At 52.8% G+C, this 24,310-nt stretch carries 22 protein-coding genes; 18 read left to right on the top strand and 4 right to left on the bottom strand.

Annotated elements, in window-relative coordinates:
- The first annotated feature begins 16 nt into the window (after positions 1-16).
- The 4 genes from SK39_RS14680 (at position 17) to SK39_RS14665 (ending at position 7,333) form a co-directional block, all read left to right on the top strand.
- Positions 17-1,450: an amino acid permease gene (locus SK39_RS14680; RefSeq protein ID WP_016151017.1), complete on the top strand. Its 1,434-nt coding sequence runs from the start codon at positions 17-19 to the stop codon at positions 1,448-1,450.
- Between the two features lie 207 nt (positions 1,451-1,657).
- On the top strand, positions 1,658-2,719 hold the full coding sequence (gene ygjJ / locus SK39_RS14675; protein ID WP_032937326.1) for a protein YgjJ: 1,062 nt from the start codon (positions 1,658-1,660) through the stop codon (positions 2,717-2,719).
- A gap of 15 nt (positions 2,720-2,734) precedes the next feature.
- A complete protein-coding gene (gene ygjK / locus SK39_RS14670) occupies positions 2,735-5,086 on the top strand; it encodes an alpha-glucosidase (protein WP_032937324.1) in 2,352 nt (783 codons plus the stop codon).
- A 228-nt stretch (positions 5,087-5,314) separates the two neighbouring features.
- Positions 5,315-7,333: an oxidoreductase gene (locus SK39_RS14665; RefSeq protein WP_016151020.1), complete on the top strand. Its 2,019-nt coding sequence runs from the start codon at positions 5,315-5,317 to the stop codon at positions 7,331-7,333.
- Positions 7,334-7,461: 128 nt separating this feature from the next.
- Here SK39_RS14665 and rlmG read toward each other — a convergent pair whose 3' ends face one another.
- Positions 7,462-8,598 (bottom strand): 23S rRNA (guanine(1835)-N(2))-methyltransferase RlmG, encoded by a 1,137-nt coding sequence (gene rlmG, locus SK39_RS14660; RefSeq protein ID WP_003024789.1) that lies wholly within the window; start codon positions 8,596-8,598, stop codon positions 7,462-7,464.
- Between the two features lie 84 nt (positions 8,599-8,682).
- Here rlmG and SK39_RS14655 point away from each other — a divergent pair, with 84 nt between their 5' ends.
- The 4 genes from SK39_RS14655 to sstT all read left to right on the top strand — a co-directional run bounded on the left by SK39_RS14655 (position 8,683) and on the right by sstT (position 12,982).
- On the top strand, positions 8,683-9,183 hold the full coding sequence (locus SK39_RS14655; protein WP_044700945.1) for a M48 metallopeptidase family protein: 501 nt from the start codon (positions 8,683-8,685) through the stop codon (positions 9,181-9,183).
- 72 nt (positions 9,184-9,255) lie between these two features.
- On the top strand, positions 9,256-10,254 hold the full coding sequence (locus SK39_RS14650) for a Gfo/Idh/MocA family protein (RefSeq protein ID WP_003846207.1): 999 nt from the start codon (positions 9,256-9,258) through the stop codon (positions 10,252-10,254).
- A gap of 271 nt (positions 10,255-10,525) precedes the next feature.
- Positions 10,526-11,494: a TerC family protein gene (locus SK39_RS14645; RefSeq protein WP_003828551.1), complete on the top strand. Its 969-nt coding sequence runs from the start codon at positions 10,526-10,528 to the stop codon at positions 11,492-11,494.
- 243 nt (positions 11,495-11,737) lie between these two features.
- Entirely contained in the window at positions 11,738-12,982 is a 1,245-nt protein-coding gene (gene sstT, locus SK39_RS14640) for a serine/threonine transporter SstT (protein ID WP_048217118.1), read from the top strand.
- Between the two features lie 16 nt (positions 12,983-12,998).
- On the opposite strand, the gene SK39_RS14635 is transcribed toward sstT, so the two are convergent.
- The 3 genes from SK39_RS14635 to uxaC all read right to left on the bottom strand — a co-directional run bounded on the left by SK39_RS14635 (position 12,999) and on the right by uxaC (position 16,676).
- On the bottom strand, positions 12,999-13,553 hold the full coding sequence (locus SK39_RS14635) for a YgjV family protein (protein WP_048217117.1): 555 nt from the start codon (positions 13,551-13,553) through the stop codon (positions 12,999-13,001).
- 207 nt (positions 13,554-13,760) lie between these two features.
- Positions 13,761-15,248 (bottom strand): UxaA family hydrolase, encoded by a 1,488-nt coding sequence (locus SK39_RS14630; protein ID WP_003024809.1) that lies wholly within the window; start codon positions 15,246-15,248, stop codon positions 13,761-13,763.
- A 15-nt stretch (positions 15,249-15,263) separates the two neighbouring features.
- Positions 15,264-16,676: a glucuronate isomerase gene (gene uxaC, locus SK39_RS14625; protein WP_003024811.1), complete on the bottom strand. Its 1,413-nt coding sequence runs from the start codon at positions 16,674-16,676 to the stop codon at positions 15,264-15,266.
- A gap of 471 nt (positions 16,677-17,147) precedes the next feature.
- Here uxaC and SK39_RS14620 point away from each other — a divergent pair, with 471 nt between their 5' ends.
- The 10 genes from SK39_RS14620 (at position 17,148) to SK39_RS14575 (ending at position 23,935) form a co-directional block, all read left to right on the top strand.
- Positions 17,148-18,449, top strand: coding sequence for an MFS transporter (locus SK39_RS14620; protein WP_003024814.1), 1,302 nt, complete (start codon positions 17,148-17,150; stop codon positions 18,447-18,449).
- Between the two features lie 134 nt (positions 18,450-18,583).
- Positions 18,584-19,360 carry a transcriptional regulator ExuR gene (gene exuR / locus SK39_RS14615; protein ID WP_003024817.1) on the top strand — a complete coding sequence of 259 codons (777 nt, stop codon included), beginning with the start codon at positions 18,584-18,586 and terminating at the stop codon, positions 19,358-19,360.
- Positions 19,361-19,708: 348 nt separating this feature from the next.
- Positions 19,709-20,371 (top strand): DedA family general envelope maintenance protein YqjA, encoded by a 663-nt coding sequence (gene yqjA / locus SK39_RS14610; RefSeq protein ID WP_003024820.1) that lies wholly within the window; start codon positions 19,709-19,711, stop codon positions 20,369-20,371.
- A gap of 18 nt (positions 20,372-20,389) precedes the next feature.
- On the top strand, positions 20,390-20,758 hold the full coding sequence (mzrA, locus tag SK39_RS14605) for an EnvZ/OmpR regulon moderator MzrA (protein WP_162838710.1): 369 nt from the start codon (positions 20,390-20,392) through the stop codon (positions 20,756-20,758).
- A 148-nt stretch (positions 20,759-20,906) separates the two neighbouring features.
- The gene (locus SK39_RS14600) at positions 20,907-21,275 is read left to right on the top strand and encodes a DUF1090 domain-containing protein (RefSeq protein ID WP_003024825.1); all 369 of its coding nucleotides are present in this window, start codon (positions 20,907-20,909) and stop codon (positions 21,273-21,275) included.
- Positions 21,276-21,308: 33 nt separating this feature from the next.
- Positions 21,309-21,614 carry an ElaB/YgaM/YqjD family protein gene (locus SK39_RS14595; RefSeq protein ID WP_003024832.1) on the top strand — a complete coding sequence of 102 codons (306 nt, stop codon included), beginning with the start codon at positions 21,309-21,311 and terminating at the stop codon, positions 21,612-21,614.
- 2 nt (positions 21,615-21,616) lie between these two features.
- Entirely contained in the window at positions 21,617-22,012 is a 396-nt protein-coding gene (locus SK39_RS14590; protein ID WP_003024834.1) for a phage holin family protein, read from the top strand.
- The gene (locus SK39_RS14585) at positions 22,012-22,311 is read left to right on the top strand and encodes a YqjK-like family protein (protein ID WP_003024845.1); all 300 of its coding nucleotides are present in this window, start codon (positions 22,012-22,014) and stop codon (positions 22,309-22,311) included. The genes SK39_RS14590 and SK39_RS14585 overlap by 1 nt, the downstream gene beginning before the upstream one ends.
- A gap of 173 nt (positions 22,312-22,484) precedes the next feature.
- Complete coding sequence (locus SK39_RS14580; protein WP_003024847.1) at positions 22,485-22,877, top strand: DoxX family protein; 393 nt, start codon at positions 22,485-22,487, stop codon at positions 22,875-22,877.
- Between the two features lie 71 nt (positions 22,878-22,948).
- Entirely contained in the window at positions 22,949-23,935 is a 987-nt protein-coding gene (locus tag SK39_RS14575) for a glutathione S-transferase family protein (RefSeq protein WP_048217116.1), read from the top strand.
- Positions 23,936-24,310: the final 375 nt, after the last annotated feature.

Below are 24,310 nucleotides of genomic sequence, written 5' to 3'. Positions count from 1 at the left end.
GAATCGGAGATGTGCTATGTCTGATACCAAACGTAATACCATCGGCAAGTTCGGCTTACTTTCTCTCACCTTTGCCGCGGTTTATAGTTTTAATAACGTTATCAACAATAATATTGAGCTTGGTCTGGCATCCGCACCGATGTTTTTCCTCGCGACAATTTTCTACTTTATTCCATTCTGCTTAATCATCGCCGAATTTGTTTCGCTGAATAAAAACTCCGAAGCCGGTGTCTACGCATGGGTGAAAAGCTCGCTGGGCGGGCGCTGGGCCTTTATTACCGCCTACACCTACTGGTTCGTTAACCTGTTCTTTTTTACCTCGTTACTCCCGCGCGTTATCGCCTATGCCTCGTACGCATTTTTAGGCTACGAATACATTCTGACGCCGTTCGCCACAACCGTGTTAAGTATGGTGCTGTTTGCCTTCTCGACCTGGGTTTCGACCAACGGCGCAAAAATGCTGGGGCCGATTACCTCCGTCACCTCCACGTTAATGCTGCTGCTGACGCTGTCTTACATTTTACTGGCGGGTACTGCGTTGGTGGGCGGCGTGCAGCCTGCTGACCCCATCACCGTTGATGCAATGATCCCGAATTTTAACTGGGCGTTCCTCGGTATTACCACCTGGATATTCATGGCGGCAGGCGGCGCGGAGTCCGTGGCGGTATATGTCAACGACGTCAAGGGCGGGTCAAAATCGTTCGTGAAGGTCATTATCATTGCCGGGATTTTTATCGGCGTGCTTTATTCCATCTCCTCGGTGCTGATCAACGTCTTCGTCAGCAGCAAAGAGCTGAAGTTTACCGGTGGATCGGTGCAGGTATTCCACGGTCTGGCGGCATACTTTGGTCTGCCGGAACTGATCGTTAACCGCTTTGTCGGCCTGGTCTCCTTTACCGCGATGTTCGGCTCTCTGTTGATGTGGACCGCAACGCCGGTGAAGATCTTCTTCTCTGAAATTCCGGCGGGTATTTTCGGTAAAAAAACCGTCGAACTGAATGAAAACGGCGTACCGGCCCGCGCAGCGTGGATCCAGTTTCTGATCGTTATCCCGCTGATGATTATCCCAACGCTCGGTTCCAATACCGTGCAAGACTTAATGAACACCATCATCAACATGACCGCCGCCGCATCGATGCTGCCGCCGCTGTTTATTATGCTGGCCTACCTGAATCTGCGCGCAAAACTGGACCACTTACCGCGCGACTTCCGTATGGGTTCGCAAAAAACTGGCATTATCGTGGTATCAATGCTGATCGTCCTGTTCACCATCGGATTTATTGCCTCTACCTTCCCGACCGGCGGGAATATCATAACCATTATTTTCTATAACGTCGGTGGGATTGTTATTTTCCTCGGTTTTGCCTGGTGGAAATACAGTAAATACATCAAAGGGCTAACCAAAGAAGAAAAAGCTATTGAGGCTGCTCCCGCTTCAGATATCAATTAATGACTAAAACATAATAACAATAAACAATATTCTCCAAGGCTATAACCAAAATAATTCGAGTTGCATGAAGGCGGCAAGTGAGTGAATTCCCAGGAGCATAGATAACTATGTGACTGGGGTGAACGAACGTAGCTAACGCACATGCAGCTTGAAGTATGAAGGGTATATAACAATAAAAATTATATTTTATTTGCTTAGGATCGAAGCATGAATAACATTAGCCATTGTTGCAGGGCAATTATTGCCCTGCCCTTTTTCTGCGTCTCTTCTGTGGGTGCAGAAGAAGTTCGCCCTGCTGAACACGACGATACGAAAACACCTGCTATAACCTCCCCCTCTTTTCGTTTTTATGGCGAATTGGGCATGGGTGGATATATGGATTTAGAAGGAAAAGATAAGCATAAATACAGCGACGGTACTTACATTGAAGGTGGCCTGGAGATAAAACACGGTTCATGGTTTGGTCTGATCTACGGCGAGGGCTGGACCGTGCAGGCCGACCATCAAGGCAATGCCTGGGTTCCTGACCATAGCTGGGGCGGATTCGAAGGCGGGATCAACCGCTTTTACGGTGGTTACCGTACCGATGCTGGAACAGAGGTGATGCTCAGCCTGCGCCAGGACTCCTCGCTGGATGACCTGCAATGGTGGGGGGATTTCACGCCAGACCTGGGCTACGTTATTCCGAATACCCGAGACATCATGACCGCCATTAAGGTGCAAAACCTGACCGGCCATCTGCGCTATAGCGTGACCGCTACACCCGCCGGACATCACGATGAAAGCAAAGCCTGGTTGCACTTTGGTAAATACGATCGCTACGACGATAAATATACCTATCCGGCCATGATGAACGGTTACATCCAGTACGACCTGACTGAAGGCGTAACCTGGATGAACGGTCTGGAGATAACGGACGGTACCGGACAGCTGTTCCTGACCGGCATCCTCTCGCCCAACTTTGCCGCCCGCGCGTGGCACCACACGGGTCGCGCCGACGGGCTGGATGTATCCGGCACCGAGACCGGCTATATGGTCAGCGCGATGTATGAAGCGCTAAAAGGCGTTTACCTCTCCACCGCATATAGCTACGCCAGACACCGACCGGATCGCGCTGAGGAAGAAACCACGTCCTTTATGCAGTTCGGTATCTGGTATGAATACGGCGGCGGACGTTTCGCTACCGCCTTCGACAGCCGGTTCTATATGCAGAATGCATCTGGTGACCCGAGCGACCAAATCTTCCTGATGCAATATTTCTATTGGTAACAAGGACCGGAACCCATGAATATCAAACCTCTTCTTACGCCGCTGGCCTACCTCCTGCTGATGAACGTCTCTGCGCATGCCGCCAGCGTTAATGACTTCAAAAACATCATTAATCGCACCGGTGCGCCGGACTACATGCATGACTACGATCACGACGACCACCAGCGTTTTAATCCATTTTTCGACCTCGGCTCATGGCACGGGCATCTGTTGCCAGATGGCCCCGCAACAATGGGCGGCTTTCCTGGCGTCGCACTGCTGACCGAAGAGTACATCAACTTTATGGCCAATAATTTTGACCGACTGACGGTGTATCAGCACGGTAAAAAGGTCGATTTCACCCTTGAGGCTTACAGCATTCCCGGGGCGCTGGTACAGAAATTGTCATCAAAAGATGTACAGGTAGAGATGACGCTACGCTTCGCCAGTCCGCGCACTTCGCTGCTGGAAACCAAAATCACTAGCAACTCGCCGCTGGATCTGGTGTGGGACGGCGAACTGCTGGAAAAACTGGAGGCAAAAGAGGGAACAGCCCTGTCGGATAAAACCATTGATGGCGAATTCCCTGGCTATCAGCGCAAAATCACCGCCACGCACGACGGCCTGAAAGTCACCTTCGGCCAAGTGCGTTCAACCTGGGATCTGCTCACCTCCGGCGAGTCGGAGTATCAGGTGCATAAATCTGTCACCATGAAAACCACGGTTAATGGTCATCGCTTCACGGGGAAGACCCATATCAACGGTTCGACGACGATTTACACCACCTGGTCTCATCTGCTTACCGCCGAAGATGTGGCAAAAGAGCAACCGCAGATCCGCGATATTCTGGCGCGTCCTTCTTCTTACATGCTCGCCTCGCAGCAGCGCTGGGACGACTATCTCAAGAAAGGCTTAAACAATCCGGATGCCACGCCAGAACAAACCCGAGTGGCGGTGAAGGCGATCGAAACGCTGAACGGTAACTGGCGCTCGCCGGGTGGCGCGGTAAAACACAATACCGTGACGCCGTCGGTTACCGGCCGTTGGTTCTCCGGCAACCAGACCTGGCCGTGGGATACCTGGAAGCAGGCCTTCGCCATGGCGCACTTTAACCCGGAGATCGCCAAAGAGAACATTCGCGCCGTCTTTTCATGGCAGATTAAACCCGGCGATCCCGTTCGCCCGCAGGACGCCGGATTCATTCCCGACCTGATTGCCTGGAACCTTAGCCCCGAGCGCGGCGGCGACGGCGGCAACTGGAACGAGCGTAACACCAAGCCAAGCCTCGCGGCCTGGTCGGTGATGGAAGTCTACAACGTCACCAAGGATAAGGCCTGGCTCGAAGAGATGTATCCAAAGCTGGTTGCATATCACGACTGGTGGCTGCTAAACCGCGATCATAACGGCAACGGCGTACCGGAATACGGCGCGACCCGCGATAAAGCCCACAATACCGACAGCGGTGAAATGCTGTTTACGGTGAAAAATGGCGACAAGGAAGAAACCCTTTCCGGACTGAAAAACTACGCCAACATCACCAGTAAAGGCCAGTATGACAGCCTCGAGATCCCAGCACAGGTTGCTGCTTCCTGGGAATCCGGGCGTGACGATGCGGCAGTCTTTGGTTTTATCGACAAAGAGCAACTGGATAAATATGTCGCTAACGGAGGGAAACGCAGCGACTGGGTGGTGAAATTTGCCGAAAACCGCAGTAACGACGGTAAGTTGCTGGGTTACTCGCTGCTGCAGGAATCGGTCGATCAGGCCAGCTATATGTACAGCGACAACCATTATCTGGCGGAGATGGCGACCCTGCTCGGTAAACACAAAGAAGCGCAGCGCTACCGCCAGCTGGCGCAAAAACTGGCGGATTACATTAATACCTGCATGTTCGACCCAGACACCCGATTCTTCTATGACGTGAGGATCGAAGATACCCCGTTGACCAACGGCTGTGCGGGTAAACCAATCGTCGAACGTGGCAAAGGGCCGGAAGGCTGGTCGCCGCTGTTTAACGGGGCGGCAACGCAGCCCCATGCGGATGCGGTGGTTAAGGTGATGCTCGATCCCAACGAGTTCAACACCTTTGTCCCACTTGGTACTGCAGCGCTGACCAACCCCGCCTTCGGCGCGGACATCTACTGGCGCGGGCGCGTCTGGGTGGATCAGTTCTGGTTTGGGCTAAAAGGGATGGAGCGTTATGGCTATCGCGATGAAGCGTTAAAACTGGCGGATACCTTCTTCAGCCACGCCAAAGGCCTTACAGCAGATGGTCCGATTCAGGAAAACTATAACCCATTGACCGGTGCGCAGCAGGGCGCGCCAAACTTCTCCTGGAGCGCGGCACATCTCTATATGCTGTACAACGATTTTCTTAAAAAACAGTAATCTGTGACATACCGCCGGATGGCGCTTCGTTTATCCGGTCTACAAAGACACATTTTCACAGGCCGGATTAGGTGCTTGCACCGATATCCGGCATATTCATTCTCTGGCCCCACTCCTTTTTTGAATCCCATCACAATCACGGCATTCCCCTTTTCCCTTTTACGCGGCGACGGCTAAATTAGAACTCATCCGACCACATAACAATAATTTTACATACTGGACACCTTTATGAGCTATCCGTCGCTGTTCGCCCCGCTCGATTTAGGCTTCACCACGCTTAAAAACCGCGTGCTGATGGGTTCAATGCATACCGGGCTGGAGGAGTATCCCGACGGTGCAGAACGACTGGCCGCGTTCTACGCCGAGCGCGCTCGTCACGGGGTCGCGTTAATTGTGAGCGGAGGCATTGCACCTGCGCTTTCCGGCGTGGGGATGGAAGGCGGCGCGATGCTCAACGACAGCAGCCAGCTTGCACACCATCGTGTCATTACCGATGCCGTTCATGACGAAGGCGGCAAAATCGCCCTGCAAATCCTGCACACCGGGCGTTACAGCTACCAGCCGCATCTGGTGGCACCATCTGCTATTCAGGCCCCCATTAACCGCTTTACGCCACATGAGCTGACGCACGATGAAGTGCTGCAGTTGATTGAAGATTTTGCCCATTGCGCCCAACTGGCGCGGGAAGCGGGCTACGATGGCGTAGAAGTGATGGGGTCGGAAGGGTATCTCATCAACGAATTCCTGACTCTGCGTACCAACCAGCGCGATGACCAATGGGGTGGCGAGTATGCCAACCGCATGCGTTTTGCCGTTGAGGTGGTGCGAGCGGTACGTCAGCGTGCCGGTAATGACTTTATTATTATCTTCCGCCTGTCGATGCTCGATCTGGTAGAAAACGGCGGAACCTTCGACGAAACTGTCCAGCTGGCGCAGGCTATAGAAGCCGCCGGGGCCACCATTATTAACACCGGTATTGGCTGGCATGAGGCGCGTATTCCCACTATCGCGACCCCGGTACCGCGCGGCGCGTTTAGTTGGGTGACGCGTAAGCTGAAAGGGCATGTGACGATCCCACTGGTCACCACCAACCGCATTAACGATCCCCAGGTCGCCGATGACATTCTGGCCCGTGGCGATGCCGATATGGTGTCGATGGCCCGTCCGTTCCTCGCCGATGCCGAACTGCTGTCAAAAGCGCAAACCGGACGAGCGGATGAGATCAACACCTGTATCGGCTGTAACCAGGCCTGTCTGGATCAGATCTTTGTCGGCAAAGTCACCTCTTGCCTGGTCAATCCGCGCGCCTGCCATGAAACCAAAATGCCGATCGTTGCGGCAGCTGTGCCAAAGAATCTGGCGGTTGTCGGTGCGGGTCCTGCGGGCCTCGCCTTCGCCATTAATGCCGCCGCACGCGGACATCACGTCACGCTGTTTGACGCACATGGCGAAATTGGCGGGCAGTTTAATATCGCCAAACAGATCCCCGGCAAAGAAGAATTCTATGAAACCCTGCGCTACTACCGCCGGATGATCGACGTGACTGGCGTGACCCTGAAGCTGAATCACTTTGTCAGCGCACACGATCTGCACACTTTCGACGAAGTGATCCTTGCTAGCGGGATCGAGCCACGTATGCCGCCGATCGAGGGGATCGAACATCCAAAAGTGCTGAGCTATCTCGACGTTCTGCGCGATAAAACGCCAGTGGGCAAACGCGTAGCGATCGTTGGCTGCGGCGGGATTGGTTTCGATACAGCCATGTATCTGAGTCAACCCGGTGAAGCCACCAGCCAGAACATTGCGGAGTTCTGCGTGGAATGGGGGATCGACACCAGCCTGCAACAGCCTGGCGGCTTACGCCCGGAAGGTCCGCACTTATCCCGCAGCCCGCGCCAGATAGTGATGTTGCAGCGTAAAGCCAGCAAACCGGGGCAAGGTTTAGGTAAAACGACGGGCTGGATCCATCGCGCCACCCTGCTCTCACGCGGCGTGAAAATGATCCCGGCAGTCAGCTACCAGAAGATTGATGATGATGGGTTACACGTCGTGTTGAACGGCGAACCGGTGATCTTTAACGTGGATAACGTGGTGATTTGCGCCGGACAAGAGCCACGCCGTGAACTGGTCGATCCGCTGCACGCGGCAGGTAAAACGGTGCATCTGATCGGCGGCTGCGATGTGGCGATGGAACTGGATGCCCGACGCGCTATTGCGCAGGGGACCCGCTTAGCGCTGGAGATTTAACACGTTGTATCCCGTAGGTCGGATAAGGCAACTGCGCACATCTTTGCCTGATGGCGCTACGCTTATCAGGCCTACGATGCAGCTCGTGTAGGCCGGATAAGGCGTTAACCGCTATCCGGCACAAGGGCTTAACGACGGCGACCGGTTTTGACCGCTTTTAGCACCACGAATTTATTATTGGTGGCGATGGTTACGCAGTTGCCGAAAATCTTCTTCAACTTGTGGAAGTAGTCGAGGTGACGGTTAGCCACAATGTACAGCTCACCGTTGATTTTCAGGCAGCGGCGGGCGTGGTGGAACATCTCCCAGGCGATATTATCGGTCAGCGCATGCTTCTGGTGGAACGGAGGGTTGCAGAACACCGCGTTGAAGCGGAACGGTTCTACGCCGGAGAGCGCATTATTAATCATAAATTCGCTGCGATCCAGCGCGTCCGGCAGGTTGGTTTCCACGTTCAGACGGCTGGAAGCGACCGCCATCGGTGATTCATCAACAAACACCACGCTGGCTTCTGGGTTCTTCGCCAGCAGCGTCATGCCCAGCACGCCGTTACCACAGCCGAGATCGACAATCTCGCCTTCCAGGTTTTCCGGCAGATGTTCCATAAAGAAACGTGCGCCGATGTCCAGCCCGGTACGGGAGAAGACGTTGGCGTGGTTGTGGATGGTCCAGTCGGTGCCTTCCAGCTTCCAGCTCAGGGTCTGGGCGGTATCGGCCAGCGCCGGTTTGGTAAAGGTGCCGTTGATCAGGCGCGCCTTTTTCCATGCCAGCGTGGTGGTGGTTGGTCCCAGCACTTTCTCAAACAGCTCCAGCGTAGAGGTGTGGATATCACGCGCTTTTGCACCGGCGATGATACGCGTCTGCGGCGTGACCACTTCACGCAGGGCGCGCAGTTGCTGCTCCAGCAGCGCCATGGTTTTTGGCAGCTTAATCAGCACCACGCCCGGCGCCTGCGGATAGTCAGCGGTACTGTCGAGGAACTTGACGCTCGACTCGGCAATATCGTTGTGACGCAGGTTCTCACGTGTGGCAAGCTCGCTGAGATAGGAGTCGCCAATGCTGTACGGCGTATGTTCCGCCAGCGCACAGCCCAGCGCGCCGAAGGTATCATTCAGGATCAGCACCGGGCCGCTAATCTCGGTATCGTCCAGCTGTTGCAGCAGATATTCATCTGCAGCTTCCCACGCCAGCAGCGGGTTAACGTCATCCGTTTCCGGGAAACGTTTAAGTGACAGCGAACGGAAACCGTTGTCTATGTGGCTCATCGGCCCTCCTGAATGGTAAAATTTCGGCGTATCCCTGAAAAGGGTGCGTGAGTATACACTTTTTATACTTTATATGGGGCACTAATGAGTCAGTTGACCTATCTACAAGGATATCCGGAGAATTTACTTTCTCAGGTGAGAACGCTGATTGCTGAGCAACGCCTGGGCGCAGTGCTGGAGAAGCGCTATCCGGGGACGCATGACTTCGCGACCGACAAAGCGCTCTGGCAATATACTCAGGATCTGAAAAATCAGTTTCTGCGTAACGCCCCGCCGCTGAATAAAGTCATGTATGACAGCAAGATCCACGTTCTGAAGAATGCTTTGGGGCTGCATACCGCCGTTTCTCGCGTGCAGGGCGGAAAGCTCAAAGCTAAAGCGGAGATCCGCGTGGCGACCGTTTTTCGCAATGCCCCCGAACCCTTTTTGCGTATGATTGTCGTTCATGAACTGGCGCATCTGAAAGAAAAAGAACACGACAAAGCGTTTTACCAGCTGTGCTGTCATATGGAGCCTCAGTATCACCAACTGGAGTTCGATACCCGCCTGTGGTTAACGCAACAATCGTTAAAGCAAACTGCGTAGTCGCGCACTGGCTTTGTCTTCAGGGCATGCTAAATTGACGAAAGAATCCCTTTTCGCAGCCTGAAGGCCTTTATGATACGTTTCGCAGTAATTGGCACAAACTGGATCACCCGCCAGTTTGTCGATGCCGCCCATGAAACCGGCAAGTATAAGTTAACCGCAGTCTATTCTCGTAGCCTTGAGCAGGCACAGACCTTCGCCAACGATTACCCCGTCGAGCATCTGTTTACTTCGCTGGAAGCGATGGCGCAAAGCGAGGCGATCGACGCCGTCTACATCGCCAGTCCAAACTCCCTGCACTTCCCGCAGACCGAGCTGTTTTTGCGGCACAAAAAGCATGTTATTTGCGAAAAGCCACTGGCCTCCAACCTGGCGCAAGCCGAAGCCGCTATCGCCTGCGCGCGTGAAAACCAGGTCGTGCTGTTTGAAGCGTTTAAAACCGCCAGCCTGCCTAACTTCCTGCTGTTACAGCAATCGCTCCCAAAAGTTGGAAAAATCAGGAAAGCATTTATCAATTACTGCCAGTACTCCTCGCGTTACCAGCGCTATCTGGATGGTGAAAATCCGAACACGTTTAATCCGGCGTTCTCCAATGGCTCGATTATGGATATCGGTTTTTACTGCCTGGCCTCGGCGGTTGCGCTATGGGGCGAACCACAGAGCGTTCAGGCCAGCGCCAGCCTGCTGGAAAGCGGCGTGGATGCTCACGGTGTGGTGGTGCTGAATTACGGTGATTTCAGCGTTACGCTCCAGCACTCAAAAGTAAGCGATTCAGTATTAGCCAGTGAAATTCAGGGCGAGTCGGGATCGCTGGTCATCGAGCATATTTCCGAATGCCAAAAAGTGTGCTTTGTTCCGCGCGGGGGAAAAACGCAGGATCTGACGACGCCTCAACACATCAATACTATGCTGTATGAGGCAGAGGCTTTTGCCCATTTGGTTGAATCCGGCGAAGTGGATCACCCGGCACTGGCCGTCAGCCGTATCACCGCTAAACTGCAAACGGAGATTCGCCGCCAGACCGGCGTGGTTTTCCCGGCAGACGAGACGGTAACCTCGCTGACTGCGTAAAAGTGTGTAAATGGAATGTTGCAGGCCATTGACTGAATGCATGGCCTGTAATATTTTGTAACCCGCAAAGGGGAGTAACTTCGTTGTCGGTTGATCGTCATTACGATGTGTGAAAAACCACATCCGGTCACCGGGCGATAACAAAGGAATACGCCATCGTATTCCTTTGTTGTTGTAAGTGAGACCTTGCCGAATGGCAAGGTCTATGCATAAAAAGCAGCGGCTAACGTCATTCGGCGTTGGCCGTTTTTTTTATGCATGGGGAAATACAATGAATACTGTCGGCACACCGTTGTTATGGGGTGGCTTCGCTGTCGTAGTGGTAATTATGCTGGCCATCGACCTGCTGTTGCAGGGTCGTCGTGGCGCACATACGATGTCGATGAAACAGGCTGCGGCCTGGTCAATCGTCTGGGTAACGCTGTCGCTACTGTTTAACGCCGCCTTCTGGTGGTACCTGGCGGAAACCCAGGGCCGCGCCGTTGCCGACCCACAGGCACTGGCGTTCCTGACCGGCTATCTGATCGAAAAATCGCTGGCAGTAGATAACGTCTTTGTCTGGTTGATGCTCTTCAGCTACTTCTCAGTGCCGCCTGCGTTGCAGCGCCGGGTATTGGTGTATGGCGTGCTGGGAGCAATTGTTCTGCGTACGATCATGATCTTCGCCGGCAGCTGGCTTATCACCCAGTTTGAGTGGTTGCTGTACGTGTTCGGCGCGTTCCTGCTGTTTACCGGCGTGAAGATGGCTCTGGCGAAAGAAGATGCCTCCGGTATCGGCGACAGACCGTTAGTACGCTGGCTGCGCGGCCATTTACGCATGACCGATACCATCGAAGATGAAAAATTCTTCGTGCGTAAAAACGGTCTGCTGTTTGTCACGCCGCTGATGTTGGTGTTGATTCTGGTTGAGCTGAGCGACGTGATTTTCGCCGTCGACAGTATTCCGGCTATCTTTGCCGTTACCACCGACCCGTTCATCGTGTTGACCTCGAACCTGTTTGCTATTTTGGGGCTGCGTGCGATGTACTTCCTGCTGGCGGGCGTGGCAGAGCGTTTCTCCATGCTGAAGTACGGCTTGTCGGTCATTCTGGTGTTTATCGGTATTAAGATGCTGATCGTCGATTTCTACCATATCCCGATCGCTATCTCGTTAGGCGTGGTATTTGGCATTCTGTTTGTGACGCTGATTGTTAACGCATGGGTCAACCACCAGCACGATAAAAAGCAGCAAATACAGTAAGTTTCATCTGCTAGCTGAAAAGCCCGGCAGCACACTGCGTGCGTCGGGCTTTTTGTTTATCATGTCAAAATAATGTTAATTCAAAGTTATAAAATATGATCTCAGCGGGGAATCCAGGATATTTCTCTTCCCGAAGCTTTATCTTTCCTTATACTCAACCACGCAAACACTTTGTTACATCCAGAAAGATGCGTCGTAAGAGCGCACGATGGATGAGCAACAACACAATGAAAGGATCACGACATGACTACGCAACGTTCATCGGGGCTACTCTCGCGTTTGGCGCAAGGGAGCCTGGTTAAACAAATTTTGATTGGCCTGGTACTGGGGATTTTACTCGCACTGGTGTCAAAACCTGCGGCAGAAGCCGTTGGTTTACTGGGTACGCTGTTCGTCGGCGCATTAAAAGCCGTCGCGCCAATTCTGGTTCTGATGCTGGTCATGGCCTCTATCGCCAACCACCAACACGGGCAAAAAACCAATATCCGCCCCATTCTGTTCCTTTACCTGCTCGGAACATTTTCAGCGGCATTAACCGCCGTTGTCTTCAGCTTTGCTTTCCCATCAACACTGCATCTTTCCAGCAGCGCCAGCGATATTGTGCCACCGTCCGGCATCGTTGAAGTAATGCGTAGCCTGCTGATGAGCATGGTTTCTAACCCAATTGATGCCCTGCTTAACGCTAACTATATCGGTATTCTGGTCTGGGCCGTTGGTCTGGGCTTTGCACTGCGCCACGGTAATGAAACGACCAAAAATCTGGTCAATGATATGTCCAACGCCGTCACCTTTATGGTAAAGCTGGTGATTCGTTTCGCGCCAATCGGTATCTTTGGTCTGGTCTCATCCACGCTGGCAACCACCGGTTTCGCAACGCTTTGGGGCTACGCCCAACTGCTGACCGTACTGGTAGGCTGTATGCTGCTGGTGGCGTTTGTGGTCAACCCACTGCTGGTCTTCTGGAAAATTCGCCGTAACCCGTATCCGCTGGTGCTGGCCTGTCTGCGCGAAAGCGGCGTGTACGCTTTCTTTACCCGCAGTTCTGCCGCCAACATTCCGGTGAATATGGCGCTATGTGAGAAGCTGAATCTGGATCGTGATACCTACTCGGTATCTATCCCGCTGGGCGCCACCATCAATATGGCGGGTGCGGCGATCACCATTACCGTGCTGACGCTGGCGGCGGTGAATACGCTGGGTATTCCGGTCGATTTACCGACGGCGCTGTTACTGAGCGTGGTGGCTTCGCTTTGCGCCTGTGGCGCATCTGGCGTGGCGGGTGGATCTCTGCTGCTGATCCCACTGGCGTGTAATATGTTCGGTATCCCGAATGATATCGCCATGCAGGTAGTTGCCGTCGGCTTTATCATCGGCGTATTGCAGGATTCCTGTGAAACGGCGCTGAACTCTTCTACAGATGTCTTGTTTACCGCGGCCGCCTGCCAGGCTGAAGACGAGCGTCTGGCAAATAACGCTCTGCGCGGCTAATCCCTGCGCCCCTCCGTTATCGGGCGGAGGGGCTCTTTTCTTGTACGCTTTTTTCAATTTTGAACGGATCAATTCCGCGTTTTTGCATCCGCCGGAAGCGAATAATGTTCAGGCCATTCATCACCAGAAAACTCCCTTCGATCATCGTCCCGCCAATCGATCCCAGCCAGAAATTATGGATAACCCAACAGGCGGTTGCGCACCACATTACGCAACGCACGGTTAACCCTTTGCAGCGAAACAGCGCCCAGGTGCTGGCCAGCGTGCCAATTATCGGTAACAGCTCCATCGCATGCTGTAATTTCGCCAGACCGAGAACCAGGGTGAGGATAATAAAAACGGCCATCACCCACAGTTTGCGGGTATGCATTGAGACAAGTGTGCGGATGGTGTTGAGTTCTGCGCTCATTCCCGCAGGCCAGGCGCCCATTAGAAAAAAATGCACGCCAATGGTGGCGCTATAGACAGCAAGTTGCAGCCGGAAGCGGCGCTCATCGCGATTGAAAAAGGTGGTAATGCCGATCAGAAAGGCGATGACACCTACGCCCTGGGCCAGCCAATACGCGGTCATGAATGATCCTTGTCAGGTAATGCAAAAACAAACGGCGCTCCATATTATGAAACGCCGTTTTTAGATTCCACCATAAACAAACTTACCCAAAAGATTTTGTGCTACAGCAAGGTGGCAAGTTCGCACATCCCCGAGAGCTTACATGAGTAAGTGACCGGGGTGGGCGAACGCAGCCAACACAGCTGTGGTGCAAAAGATGAAGGGTAATTACAACGTTACGCCGCTTTTAAAGATAGCCAGTTCCCGGAAATCGTTGCGCTCGTTGCAGGTTTGCTTACCGTTGGCGAACTCAACGATCGTATCGACAAACTCGCTCAGCAGTTGAGGCATCGCTTTACCGTGGATCAACTGTCCAGCGTCAAAATCGATCCAGTGCTTTTTCTTCGCTGCCAGCTCGCTGTTGGTGGCAATTTTCACCGTCGGTACAAAACCACCGTACGGCGTACCGCGACCTGTACTGAACAGCACCATATGACAGCCCGCGCCCGCCAGGGCACTGGTGGCGACGGCATCGTTGCCCGGTGCGCTCAGCAGGTTCAGGCCATGCGTCTTCAGGCGTTCGCCGTAGCGCAGTACGTCCACCACCTGACTGGAGCCTGCTTTTTGCGTACAGCCCAGCGATTTATCTTCCAGCGTGGTGATACCGCCCGCTTTGTTGCCCGGCGATGGGTTCTCGTAGATCGGTTGGTCGTGGGCAATGAAGTACTGCTTGAAGTCATTAACCATGGTGACCAGCTTGCCGAACGTTTCTTCATCGCGGCAGTGGTCCATCAGCAGCTGCTCGGCGCCGAACATTTCCGGCACTTCGGTCAGCACTGTAGTTCCGCCGTTAGCAATCACGTAGTCGGAGAAACGGCCCAGCATCGGGTTGGCGGTAATACCGGAGAGGCCGTCAGAGCCGCCGCATTCCAGACCAAACTTCAGCTCGCCCAGCTTACCCGGTTCACGCTTATCGTTACGCATCACGTTGTACAGCTGGTGAAGATGTTCAATCCCCGCTTCCACTTCGTCTTCCTGGTGTTGGCAGACCATGAAGTGAACGCGATCAGGATCGTACTCGCCTAAGGTTTCGCGGAAGGCATCCACCTGATTGTTTTCACAGCCCAGACCAACCACCAGCACCGCACCCGCATTCGGGTGACGCACCATGTTTTGCAGCATGGTGCGGGTATTAATGTGGTCGTCGCCGAGCTGTGAACAGCCGTAGGTGTGGCTGAAGAGATGCACGCCGTCGATTCCTTCGGCGTCGTTAGTCTCTTTCAGAAAACGGTTCTGCATCTGGCGCGCCATGGCGTTAACGCAGCCTACCGTTGGCAGGATCCACAGTTCGTTACGCACCCCAACGTCACCGTTCGCGCGGCGATAAATCTGCACATCGCGATCCGCCGGTTGGGCAACTTCCGCCTGAAAATCAGGTTGGTAGCGATACGTATCCAGGTCGCTCAGATTGGTACGCGTGTTGTGAGCATGAATATGCTCACCCGCCGCAACATCCACCAGCGTATGGCCAATTGGCAAACCGTATTTAATGACGTTTTCGCCTTTCGCAATATCGCATAAGGCGAATTTATGGCCACGAGAGACCGCCTGACGCAGGATTACCGCCTGCCCATCAACGGTGACTTCGTTTCCTTCAGCCAAATCAGCAAGCGCAACCGCGACGTTATCCAGCGCATGGATCTTGATGTATTGCATACCTTCACCCAGGCCTTAGTTCAGTTCAATGGCGAAATAATCGCGCGCATTGTTGAAGCAAATATTTCTGACCATTTCACCCAGCAGCTGGATGTCGGCAGGGGCTTCGCCCGCGGCAACCCAACGGCCAATCATCTGGCACAGAATGCGACGGAAGTATTCGTGACGAGTGTAAGACAGGAAGCTACGGCTATCGGTCAGCATACCGACGAAACGGCTCAGCAGGCCGAGCTGTGCCAGTTGGGTCATCTGACGTTCCATCCCGTCTTTCTGATCGTTGAACCACCAGCCGGAACCGAACTGCATTTTGCCCGGCATACCTTCGCCCTGGAAGTTACCGATCATAGTGCCCAGCACTTCGTTATCGCGCGGGTTCAGGCAGTACAGAATGGTTTTCGGCAGCAGGTTTTGTTCATTCTGCTTGCTCAGCAGTTTGGACAGTTCTTCGGCCATCGGACGATCATTGATGGAGTCGAAACCGACATCCGCGCCCAACAGTTTGAACTGGCGCAGGTTGTTATTACGCAGCGCGCCGATGTGGTACTGCTGTACCCATTCGCGACGGGCGTATTCAGCGCCGAGGAACACCAGAACGGCGGTTTTGAACTGCGCCACTTCATGTTCACTCAGGGTTTCACCCGCCAGGCGACGCGCCAGAATGCTATCCAGTTCAGATTCGTTAGATTCGGCAAACAGCACCACGTCCAGCGCGTGGTCCGAGACTTTACAGCCGTGCGCCGCGAAGTGATCAAGACGTTTGGTCAGTGCAGCTTGCAGGTCGCTGAAGCGGCGGATATCCGTGTCAGACACTTCACCGAGCTTCGCCATGTAGTCATTAAAGGTTGCCAGCTCAATGTTAAAGGCTTTATCCGGACGCCAGCTCGGCAGCACTTTCACATCAAAGCTTCCGTCTTTAGCAACGGCCGCATGGTGCTCCAGAGAGTCGATCGGATCATCGGTAGTGCCGACCATTTTCACATTCATCTGCTGCATGATTCCGCGCGCAGAGAATTTATCCTGCGCCAGCAGCTCGTTGCACTGGTTCCAGATTTCGTCAGCCGTTGCCGGAGACAGCAGCTTACCTGTAATACCAAACGGACGACGTAATTCGAGGTGGGTCCAGTGGTACAGCGGGTTACCGATAGTGTGCGGAACCGTGGCGGCCCATGCGTCAAACTTCTCGCGATCGGACGCATCGCCGGTACACAAGCGCTCAGCGACGCCATTGGTACGCATCGCACGCCATTTGTAGTGATCACCCTTCAGCCAGATGTCATACAGGTTATTAAAACGGTAGTTTTCAGCGATTTGTTGCGGTGGTAAATGGCAGTGGTAATCGAAAATCGGCTGGTCTTTGGCGTAATCATGGTACAGACGGCGGGCAAATTCGGTGTCCAGCAGGAAATCTTCAGTCATAAACGGGGTCATTATCGTCTTCCTCTCAACGAGTGCGTCAGATTGCTTATGTTTTGATGCTGACAAAGTTATCACACCAATTTCTATACGCCGAAGATATTTTCGTGAGTTAGATCAACAAATGGTGACAAAAAAATTACTCTCAAAGAGGTAAATCACGCGTCAAGCCGCGCCAGTTCTGGCTTTGCTGAATCGAAATAATGACCACACGAAGATTCACACTTTTGTGATGGCACTCACCTTTTAAAGCTGTATGACAAGTTATCTTTTGGCCGTCGCGATACATAAGCCGACGGAATGCAAATTACCGATGGATATCCATCGGATTGACCGGTACGGAAACCGAATTAGCACAATTATTGACATGGCAAAGTTCGGGGAGTACCGGCTTTTTTTCGGTCCCCCCTCGTAAAAGAACATCCTCCGCCCTGAACTGGAAGATGACCGCTCGTTCGCGGACATAACAAAACGATGAGGTTTTACATGCGTAAAATTAAAGGGTTACGTTGGTACATGATTGCACTGGTGACACTTGGCACCGTGCTGGGTTACCTGACACGTAACACTGTGGCGGCAGCTGCGCCAACTCTGATGGAAGAGTTACACATCTCCACTCAACAGTATTCCTATATCATCGCAGCGTATTCTGCTGCTTACACCGTAATGCAACCCGTTGCCGGCTACGTGCTCGATGTGCTCGGCACAAAAGTGGGTTATGCGATGTTCGCCGTTCTGTGGGCCGTCTTCTGTGGCGCGACCGCACTGGCTGGCAGTTGGGGTGGACTGGCGCTGGCGCGTGGCGCGGTAGGTGCCGCTGAAGCCGCAATGATCCCTGCGGGTCTGAAAGCCAGTTCTGAATGGTTCCCGGCAAAAGAGCGTTCAATTGCCGTAGGTTACTTTAACGTCGGCTCTTCTATCGGCGCGATGATTGCTCCACCGCTGGTGGTCTGGGCCATCGTCATGCACAGCTGGCAGATGGCATTCATTATTTCCGGTGCGCTGAGCTTCATCTGGGCGATGTGCTGGCTTGTATTCTACAAACACCCGCGCGACCAGAAAAAACTGTCTGATGAGGAACGTGATTACATTCTGAATGGTCAGGAATCACAGCATAAAAACGCGACCTCGAAAAAAATGTCGCTCGGTCAGATCTTGCGTAACCGCCAGTTCTGGGGCATCGCGCTGCCACGTTTCCTGGCAGAGCCGGCCTGGGGTACCTTCAACGCCTGGATCCCGCTGTTCATGTTTAAAGTCTACGGCTTTAACCTGAAAGAAATTGCGATGTTTGCCTGGATGCCGATGCTGTTTGCTGACCTGGGCTGTATCGTTGGGGGTTACTTACCGCCGCTGTTCCAGCGCTGGTTCGGCGTTAACCTGATCGTTTCACGTAAAATGGTCGTCACCATGGGTGCATTGCTGATGATTGGCCCAGGGATGATTGGTCTGTTCACCAGCCCATACATTGCTATCGCCTTGCTGTGCGTCGGTGGCTTTGCTCACCAGGCGCTGTCCGGTGCGCTGATTACACTCTCTTCTGACGTGTTTGGTCGTAATGAAGTGGCAACGGCGAACGGTCTGACCGGTATGTCCGCCTGGCTTGCAAGTACGCTGTTTGCGCTGGTCGTCGGCGCACTGGCTGACACCATCGGCTTTAGCCCACTGTTTGCCGTACTGGCGGTATTCGACCTCCTCGGCGCGTTAGTCATCTGGACAGTATTGCAGAACAAATCGGCCAGCGAGGTAGAGTCAGAGTCGCAAACTGGCGATCCCGCTGCGCAAAGTTAACCGGACAAGATTTAACAAGGTTTTGTCATGCTAAGCCGCCAGTTATCTGGCGGCTTTTTTGACGTCGCGAGTGGAGCCGTAATCGTAAAAGTGGTATAACAAATAGAGTCTGCCGTATCATGCCTGGAGCGCATATGGAAATCACTGAACCACGACGTTTGTACCAACAACTTGCCGCTGATCTGAAAGAACGCATTGAGCAGGGCGTCTATCTGGTGGGTGAAAAACTCCCCGCAGAACGCTTTATCGCCGATGAAAAAAATGTCAGCCGTACCGTGGTTCGTGAAGCGATTATCATGCTCGAAGTTGAGGGCTATGTAGAAGTGCGCAAAGGTTCTGGCATTCATGTCATTTCGAACCAGGCCCGTCACCAGCAGGCCACCGACGAATCGCTTGAATTCGCCAATTATGGTCCTTTCGAGCTGCTTCAGGCTCGTCAGTTGATTGAAAGCAATATCGCTGAATTTGCTGCTACGCAGGTTACCAAGCAAGACATCATGAAACTGATGGACATTCAAGAGCATGCGCGGAATGAAAAATGCTTCCGCGATTCCGAATGGGATCTGCAGTTTCATATTCAGGTCGCGCTAGCCACGCAGAACTCAGCGCTGGCCGCCATTGTGGAAAAAATGTGGACCCAGCGCAGCCACAACCCGTACTGGAAAAAACTGCACGAGCATATCGACGCACGTACCGTCGATAACTGGTGTGATGACCATGATCAAATTCTCAAAGCACTGATCCGTAAAGATCCCAATGCGGCAAAATTGGCGATGTGGCAGCACCTGGAGAATACCAAAATCATGTTATTCAACGAGACCAGCGATGATTTTGAGTTCAACGCCGATCGTTATCTTTTTGCAGAAAATCCGGTCGTTCATCTCGATACGGCAGTTAACAGCGCTAAATAAGCAATCTTTTCGATGCAGGCGCGACAAAGCGCCTGTTTCTCCTGCTTGGTAAGCATTAGGTATAAAGTGTCAGCCTGTGTAAATCCTCTCGCCTCCCTCCATTGCGATAAGCAAAATCACAGTTCAACAACCGTAATTTCTATAACGGACAACGTTGACCTTTGTTACAATTAGATGCTATTTGAATTTTTGTGTTTGAGAGCTTGCTTACTTCACAACTTTACAGGGAATAGTTCAGGCCGTGAATTTGTGTCAGACCGCGATCCATGTAAAAAACACCAATAAAATTGCGGCGTTACAAACTCCAGAAAACCGGCATGACGACAACCGATTCTCCAGGAATATTGAATGGAACTACTGACTCAATTACTGAATGCTTTATGGGCTCAGGATTTTGAAACGCTGGCCAATCCTTCCATGATTGGCATGCTCTATTTCGTACTATTTACCATTTTGTTTCTGGAAAACGGACTGCTGCCAGCGGCCTTTTTACCTGGCGACAGTCTACTGGTGCTGGTCGGCGTACTTATCGCCAAAGGCGCGATGGGTTTCCCGCAAACGGTACTGCTGCTCACTACCGCAGCCAGCCTGGGTTGCTGGCTTAGCTATATCCAGGGGCGATGGCTGGGGAATACCCGCACAGTACAAAACTGGCTATCTCATCTGCCCGCACATTACCATCAGCGCGCGCATCATCTGTTCCATAAGCATGGCTTGTCTGCGCTGCTGGTCGGTCGCTTCATCGCGTTTGTCAGAACATTACTGCCGACCATCGCAGGATTGTCCGGCCTGAACAATGCGCGCTTTCAGTTCTTCAACTGGATGAGTGGACTGCTTTGGGTTTTGATTCTCACAACGCTTGGTTATCTGCTGGGCAAAACGCCGGTGTTTCTCAAGTATGAAGATCAGCTGATGTCTTGTCTGATGCTGCTTCCTGTGGTGTTACTGGTGTTTGGTCTGGCAGGTTCACTGGTTGTTCTTTGGAAGAAGAAATACGGGAACCGAGGGTAAATTATGCTGAAATCATGCATAACGCTCCGACGACTTGCCTGGTCCACCACTTTTATGCTGTTCATTGGCGCGTTGCTCCTGACCTGGTCTGTCATTCGCCAGCAGGAATCAACGCTTGCCATTCGTGCCGTAAACCAGGGAGCCAGCATGCCTGATGGCTTCTCTATCTGGCATCACCTGGATGCCAACGGCATTCGTTTTAAAAGCATCACTCCGCAAAATGACGCACTGCTGATTACCTTTGATTCCAGCGCGCAGAGCGCAGCGGCAAAGGTCGTACTTGATCGAACGTTACCGCACGGTTTCGTTATCGCTCAGCAGGATGATGATAATCAGGCGGTGCAGTGGTTATCCCGCTTACGTGATACTCCACACCGCTTTGGTTAATTTCCAGGAATCTGAATTAGATCACTCACTTTGGTGATTTCACCGTTTAGCGCCTATGATTAATAAACTGGGCTTATGACCCAACGTTTTATTATTCTGGAGCATCGACCCTAAACGACGAGGTCGAATCACAATGGAAGGTTCAAGAATGAAATACCGCATCGCTTTGGCAATTAGCCTTTTCGCTCTAAGTGCCGGCAGCTACGCCAACACCCTCTGTCAGGAAAAAGAACAAGACATTCAGCGGGAGATTAGCTATGCCGAAAAACACAATAATCAGAGCCGCATCAATGGGCTGAACAAAGCGCTGAGCGAAGTCAGGGCAAACTGTACTGACAGCAAACTGCGCGCCAACCATCAGAAAAAAATCGCCGAGCAGAAAAATGAGATTGCCGAGCGTCAACGTGACTTAGCCGAAGCTAAGCAAAAAGGCGATGCGGATAAGGTAGCTAAGCGCGAACACAAGCTTGCTGAAGCTCAGAAAGAGCTAAAAGAACTCGAGACCCGCGATTACTAAGTACGGTAACTAGCCACTCAACTGGAGAAAACTATGTCGAAAGATAATGCTACGGAAAACCTGCGCGCTGAGCTGAAATCTCTTGCGGATACGCTTGAAGAAGTACTTAGCTCTTCTGGCGATAAGTCGAAGGAAGAGATGAGTAAAATTCGCAGCAAAGCCGAACATGCGCTGCGCGAGAGCCGCCATCGTCTGAGTGAAACCAGCGATGTGATTGCCAAACAGACCCGTGAGGCCGCGGCTAAAGCCGATAACTACGTGCGCGAAAACCCATGGACAGGCGTCGGCATTGGCGCTGCAGTCGGTGTGGTGCTTGGTGTACTGCTGTCGCGCCGTTAACAATGGCTGATTCTCAACACGCACAAGGTCCAGGCAAAGGCGTACTGGGTATTGGACAGCGGATCCTGACGATTCTCGTTGAGATCGTAGAGACGCGGCTGCGGCTGGCCGTCGTTGAGCTGGAAGAGGAAAAAGCCAACCTCATCCAGATCCTGCTGATGCTTGGGCTGACTATGCTGTTCGCGGCGTTTGGCCTGATGAGCCTGATGGTACTTATCATCTGGGCCATTGACCCTCAATACCGACTGAACGCCATGATTGCCACCACCGTAGTGCTGTTGCTGTTAGCGCTGATTGGCGGGATATGGACGCTGCGTAAAGCGCGTAAAACAACGCTGCTACGCCATACGCGCAATGAACTCGCGAACGACAGGCGGGCTCTGGAGGATGACGCATAATGAGCAGTAAAGTCGAACGTCAACAACGTAAGGCGCAACTGCTTGGACAGATCCAGCAGCAACGGCTGGATCTGTCTGCTACTCGCCGCGACTGGCTGGAAGCCACCGAGGTCTACGATCGTGGCTGGAAGACGCTGTTGAACCTGCGCGGCTGGGTGTTAGTCGGGAGCAGTATTATGGCAGTTCGCACCATCCGTAACCCAAATCTGCTGGTCCGCTGGGCCAAACGCGGCTTTAGCGTCTGGAGCATCTGGCGTCTGGTGAAATCGACCATCAGACAGCAGCAACTGCGCGGCTAATCCCTTCCCTACCCCCAACCTCAAAATTTTTGAAAAATACTGACAGTTTTCCTTGCTAACAATTCTCATTAGCCACGTTTATTATTCTCTTCATCGACAGCAACGACGCGCTCAGCAGCGTCGTTGCACAAAAAAACACAATAAGCCGCCTGAGTGGTTTCCTGGAGAGTATGATGAAGAAATTAGAAGATGTTGGTGTACTGGTAGCGCGCATTCTGATGCCAATCCTGTTTATTACCGCAGGTTGGGGAAAAATCACCGGATATGCAGGTACCCAACAGTACATGGAAGCCATGGGCGTTCCTGGATTTATGCTGCCGCTGGTGATTCTGCTTGAGTTTGGCGGCGGTCTGGCAATTCTGTTCGGTTTCCTGACCCGTACTACCGCGCTGTTCACCGCAGGCTTCACGCTGCTGACGGCGTTCCTCTTCCACAGTAACTTTGCGGAAGGTGTGAACTCTCTGATGTTTATGAAAAACCTGACCATCGCAGGCGGCTTCCTGCTGCTGGCTATCACCGGTCCGGGCGCATTCAGTATTGACCGCGTACTGAATAAAAAGTGGTAAGCAAACTATACTGAACACATCAAAAAGCGAGGAGATATCTCCTCGCTTTTGCTATCTGAGGAGACGATAAAATGGGACAACTGATTGACGGCGTCTGGCATGACACCTGGTACGATACCAAATCAACCGGTGGGAAATTTCAACGTTCTGCATCGGCTTTCCGTAACTGGCTCACCGCAGATGGCACGCCTGGCCAGACCGGTGAAGGTGGCTTTGCTGCCGAAAAAGACCGTTATCATCTGTACGTTTCTCTGGCCTGTCCGTGGGCGCATCGCACACTGATTTTGCGTAAACTTAAAGGGCTGGAACCGTTTATTTCCGTTTCCGTTGTGCATCCGCTAATGCTGGAAAACGGCTGGACCTTTGACGACAACTTCCCAGCGGCAACCGGCGATACCCTGTATCAGCACGAATTTCTTTATCAGCTCTATTTACACGCCGATCCGCACTACAGCGGTCGGGTGACCGTTCCGGTACTGTGGGACAAAAAAAACCACACTATTGTCAGCAACGAATCTGCAGAAATCATCCGCATGTTTAACACTGCGTTTGATGCGCTGGGTGCGAAAGCCGGGGATTACTATCCACCTGCCCTGCAAAGCAAAATCGACGAGCTGAACGGCTGGATTTATGACAACGTCAATAACGGCGTGTATAAAGCGGGATTTGCCACCAGCCAGGAAGCCTACGACGATGCCGTGGAAAAAGTCTTTCAATCTCTGGCGCGACTGGAGCAGCTCCTGGGTCAGCATCGCTTCCTGACCGGTGACCAGCTAACTGAGGCCGATATTCGCCTGTGGACCACGCTGGTGCGCTTTGATCCGGTTTATGTCACCCACTTCAAGTGCGACAAACACCGCATCAGTGACTACCTGAATCTGTACGGTTTTCTGCGCGATATCTACCAGATGCCGGGCATTGCGGAGACCGTCAACTTTGACCATATCCGTCATCACTACTTCCGTAGCCACAAAACAATCAACCCGACCGGTATTATTTCAATCGGCCCGTGGCAGGATCTCAGCGAACCTCATGGGCGTGACGAGCGTTTCGCCTGATTTACACTGGCCTCCGTTTGGGTAATGCTGTTCAGTTAACGCCTCAGTTTCGAAAGGCATCAACATGTGCTGGCGGAGGTAATGAATATGCTATTTCAGGGAAAGGGTTCCGTTCACCTCATGTTCATCGTTTCTCTGAAGCACCGATTCCTGTGAACGTGTAAAGGGCGTTCTCCGCCACGCCCTTTACAATCCCGGCTCCCGGGTCGGGCGCGAGGAAACGTCCCTGTAAAACGCGCCCTGAACCCGCATCCATGCGGGTTCTCCCGGCCTTACGGAAACACGTCGGCAATTTTCAGCCGGACCAGCCCACACCTAACCATCTGCGTTTTTTTGAATATATCTGAACAGCAAATCAGATTTAACTGGAAGTCA

Source organism: Citrobacter sp. BIDMC107 (assembly GCF_001037575.1).
In the GTDB taxonomy this organism is placed as follows: domain Bacteria; phylum Pseudomonadota; class Gammaproteobacteria; order Enterobacterales; family Enterobacteriaceae; genus Citrobacter; species Citrobacter freundii.
This window is presented reverse-complemented; position numbering and strand designations above follow the sequence as displayed.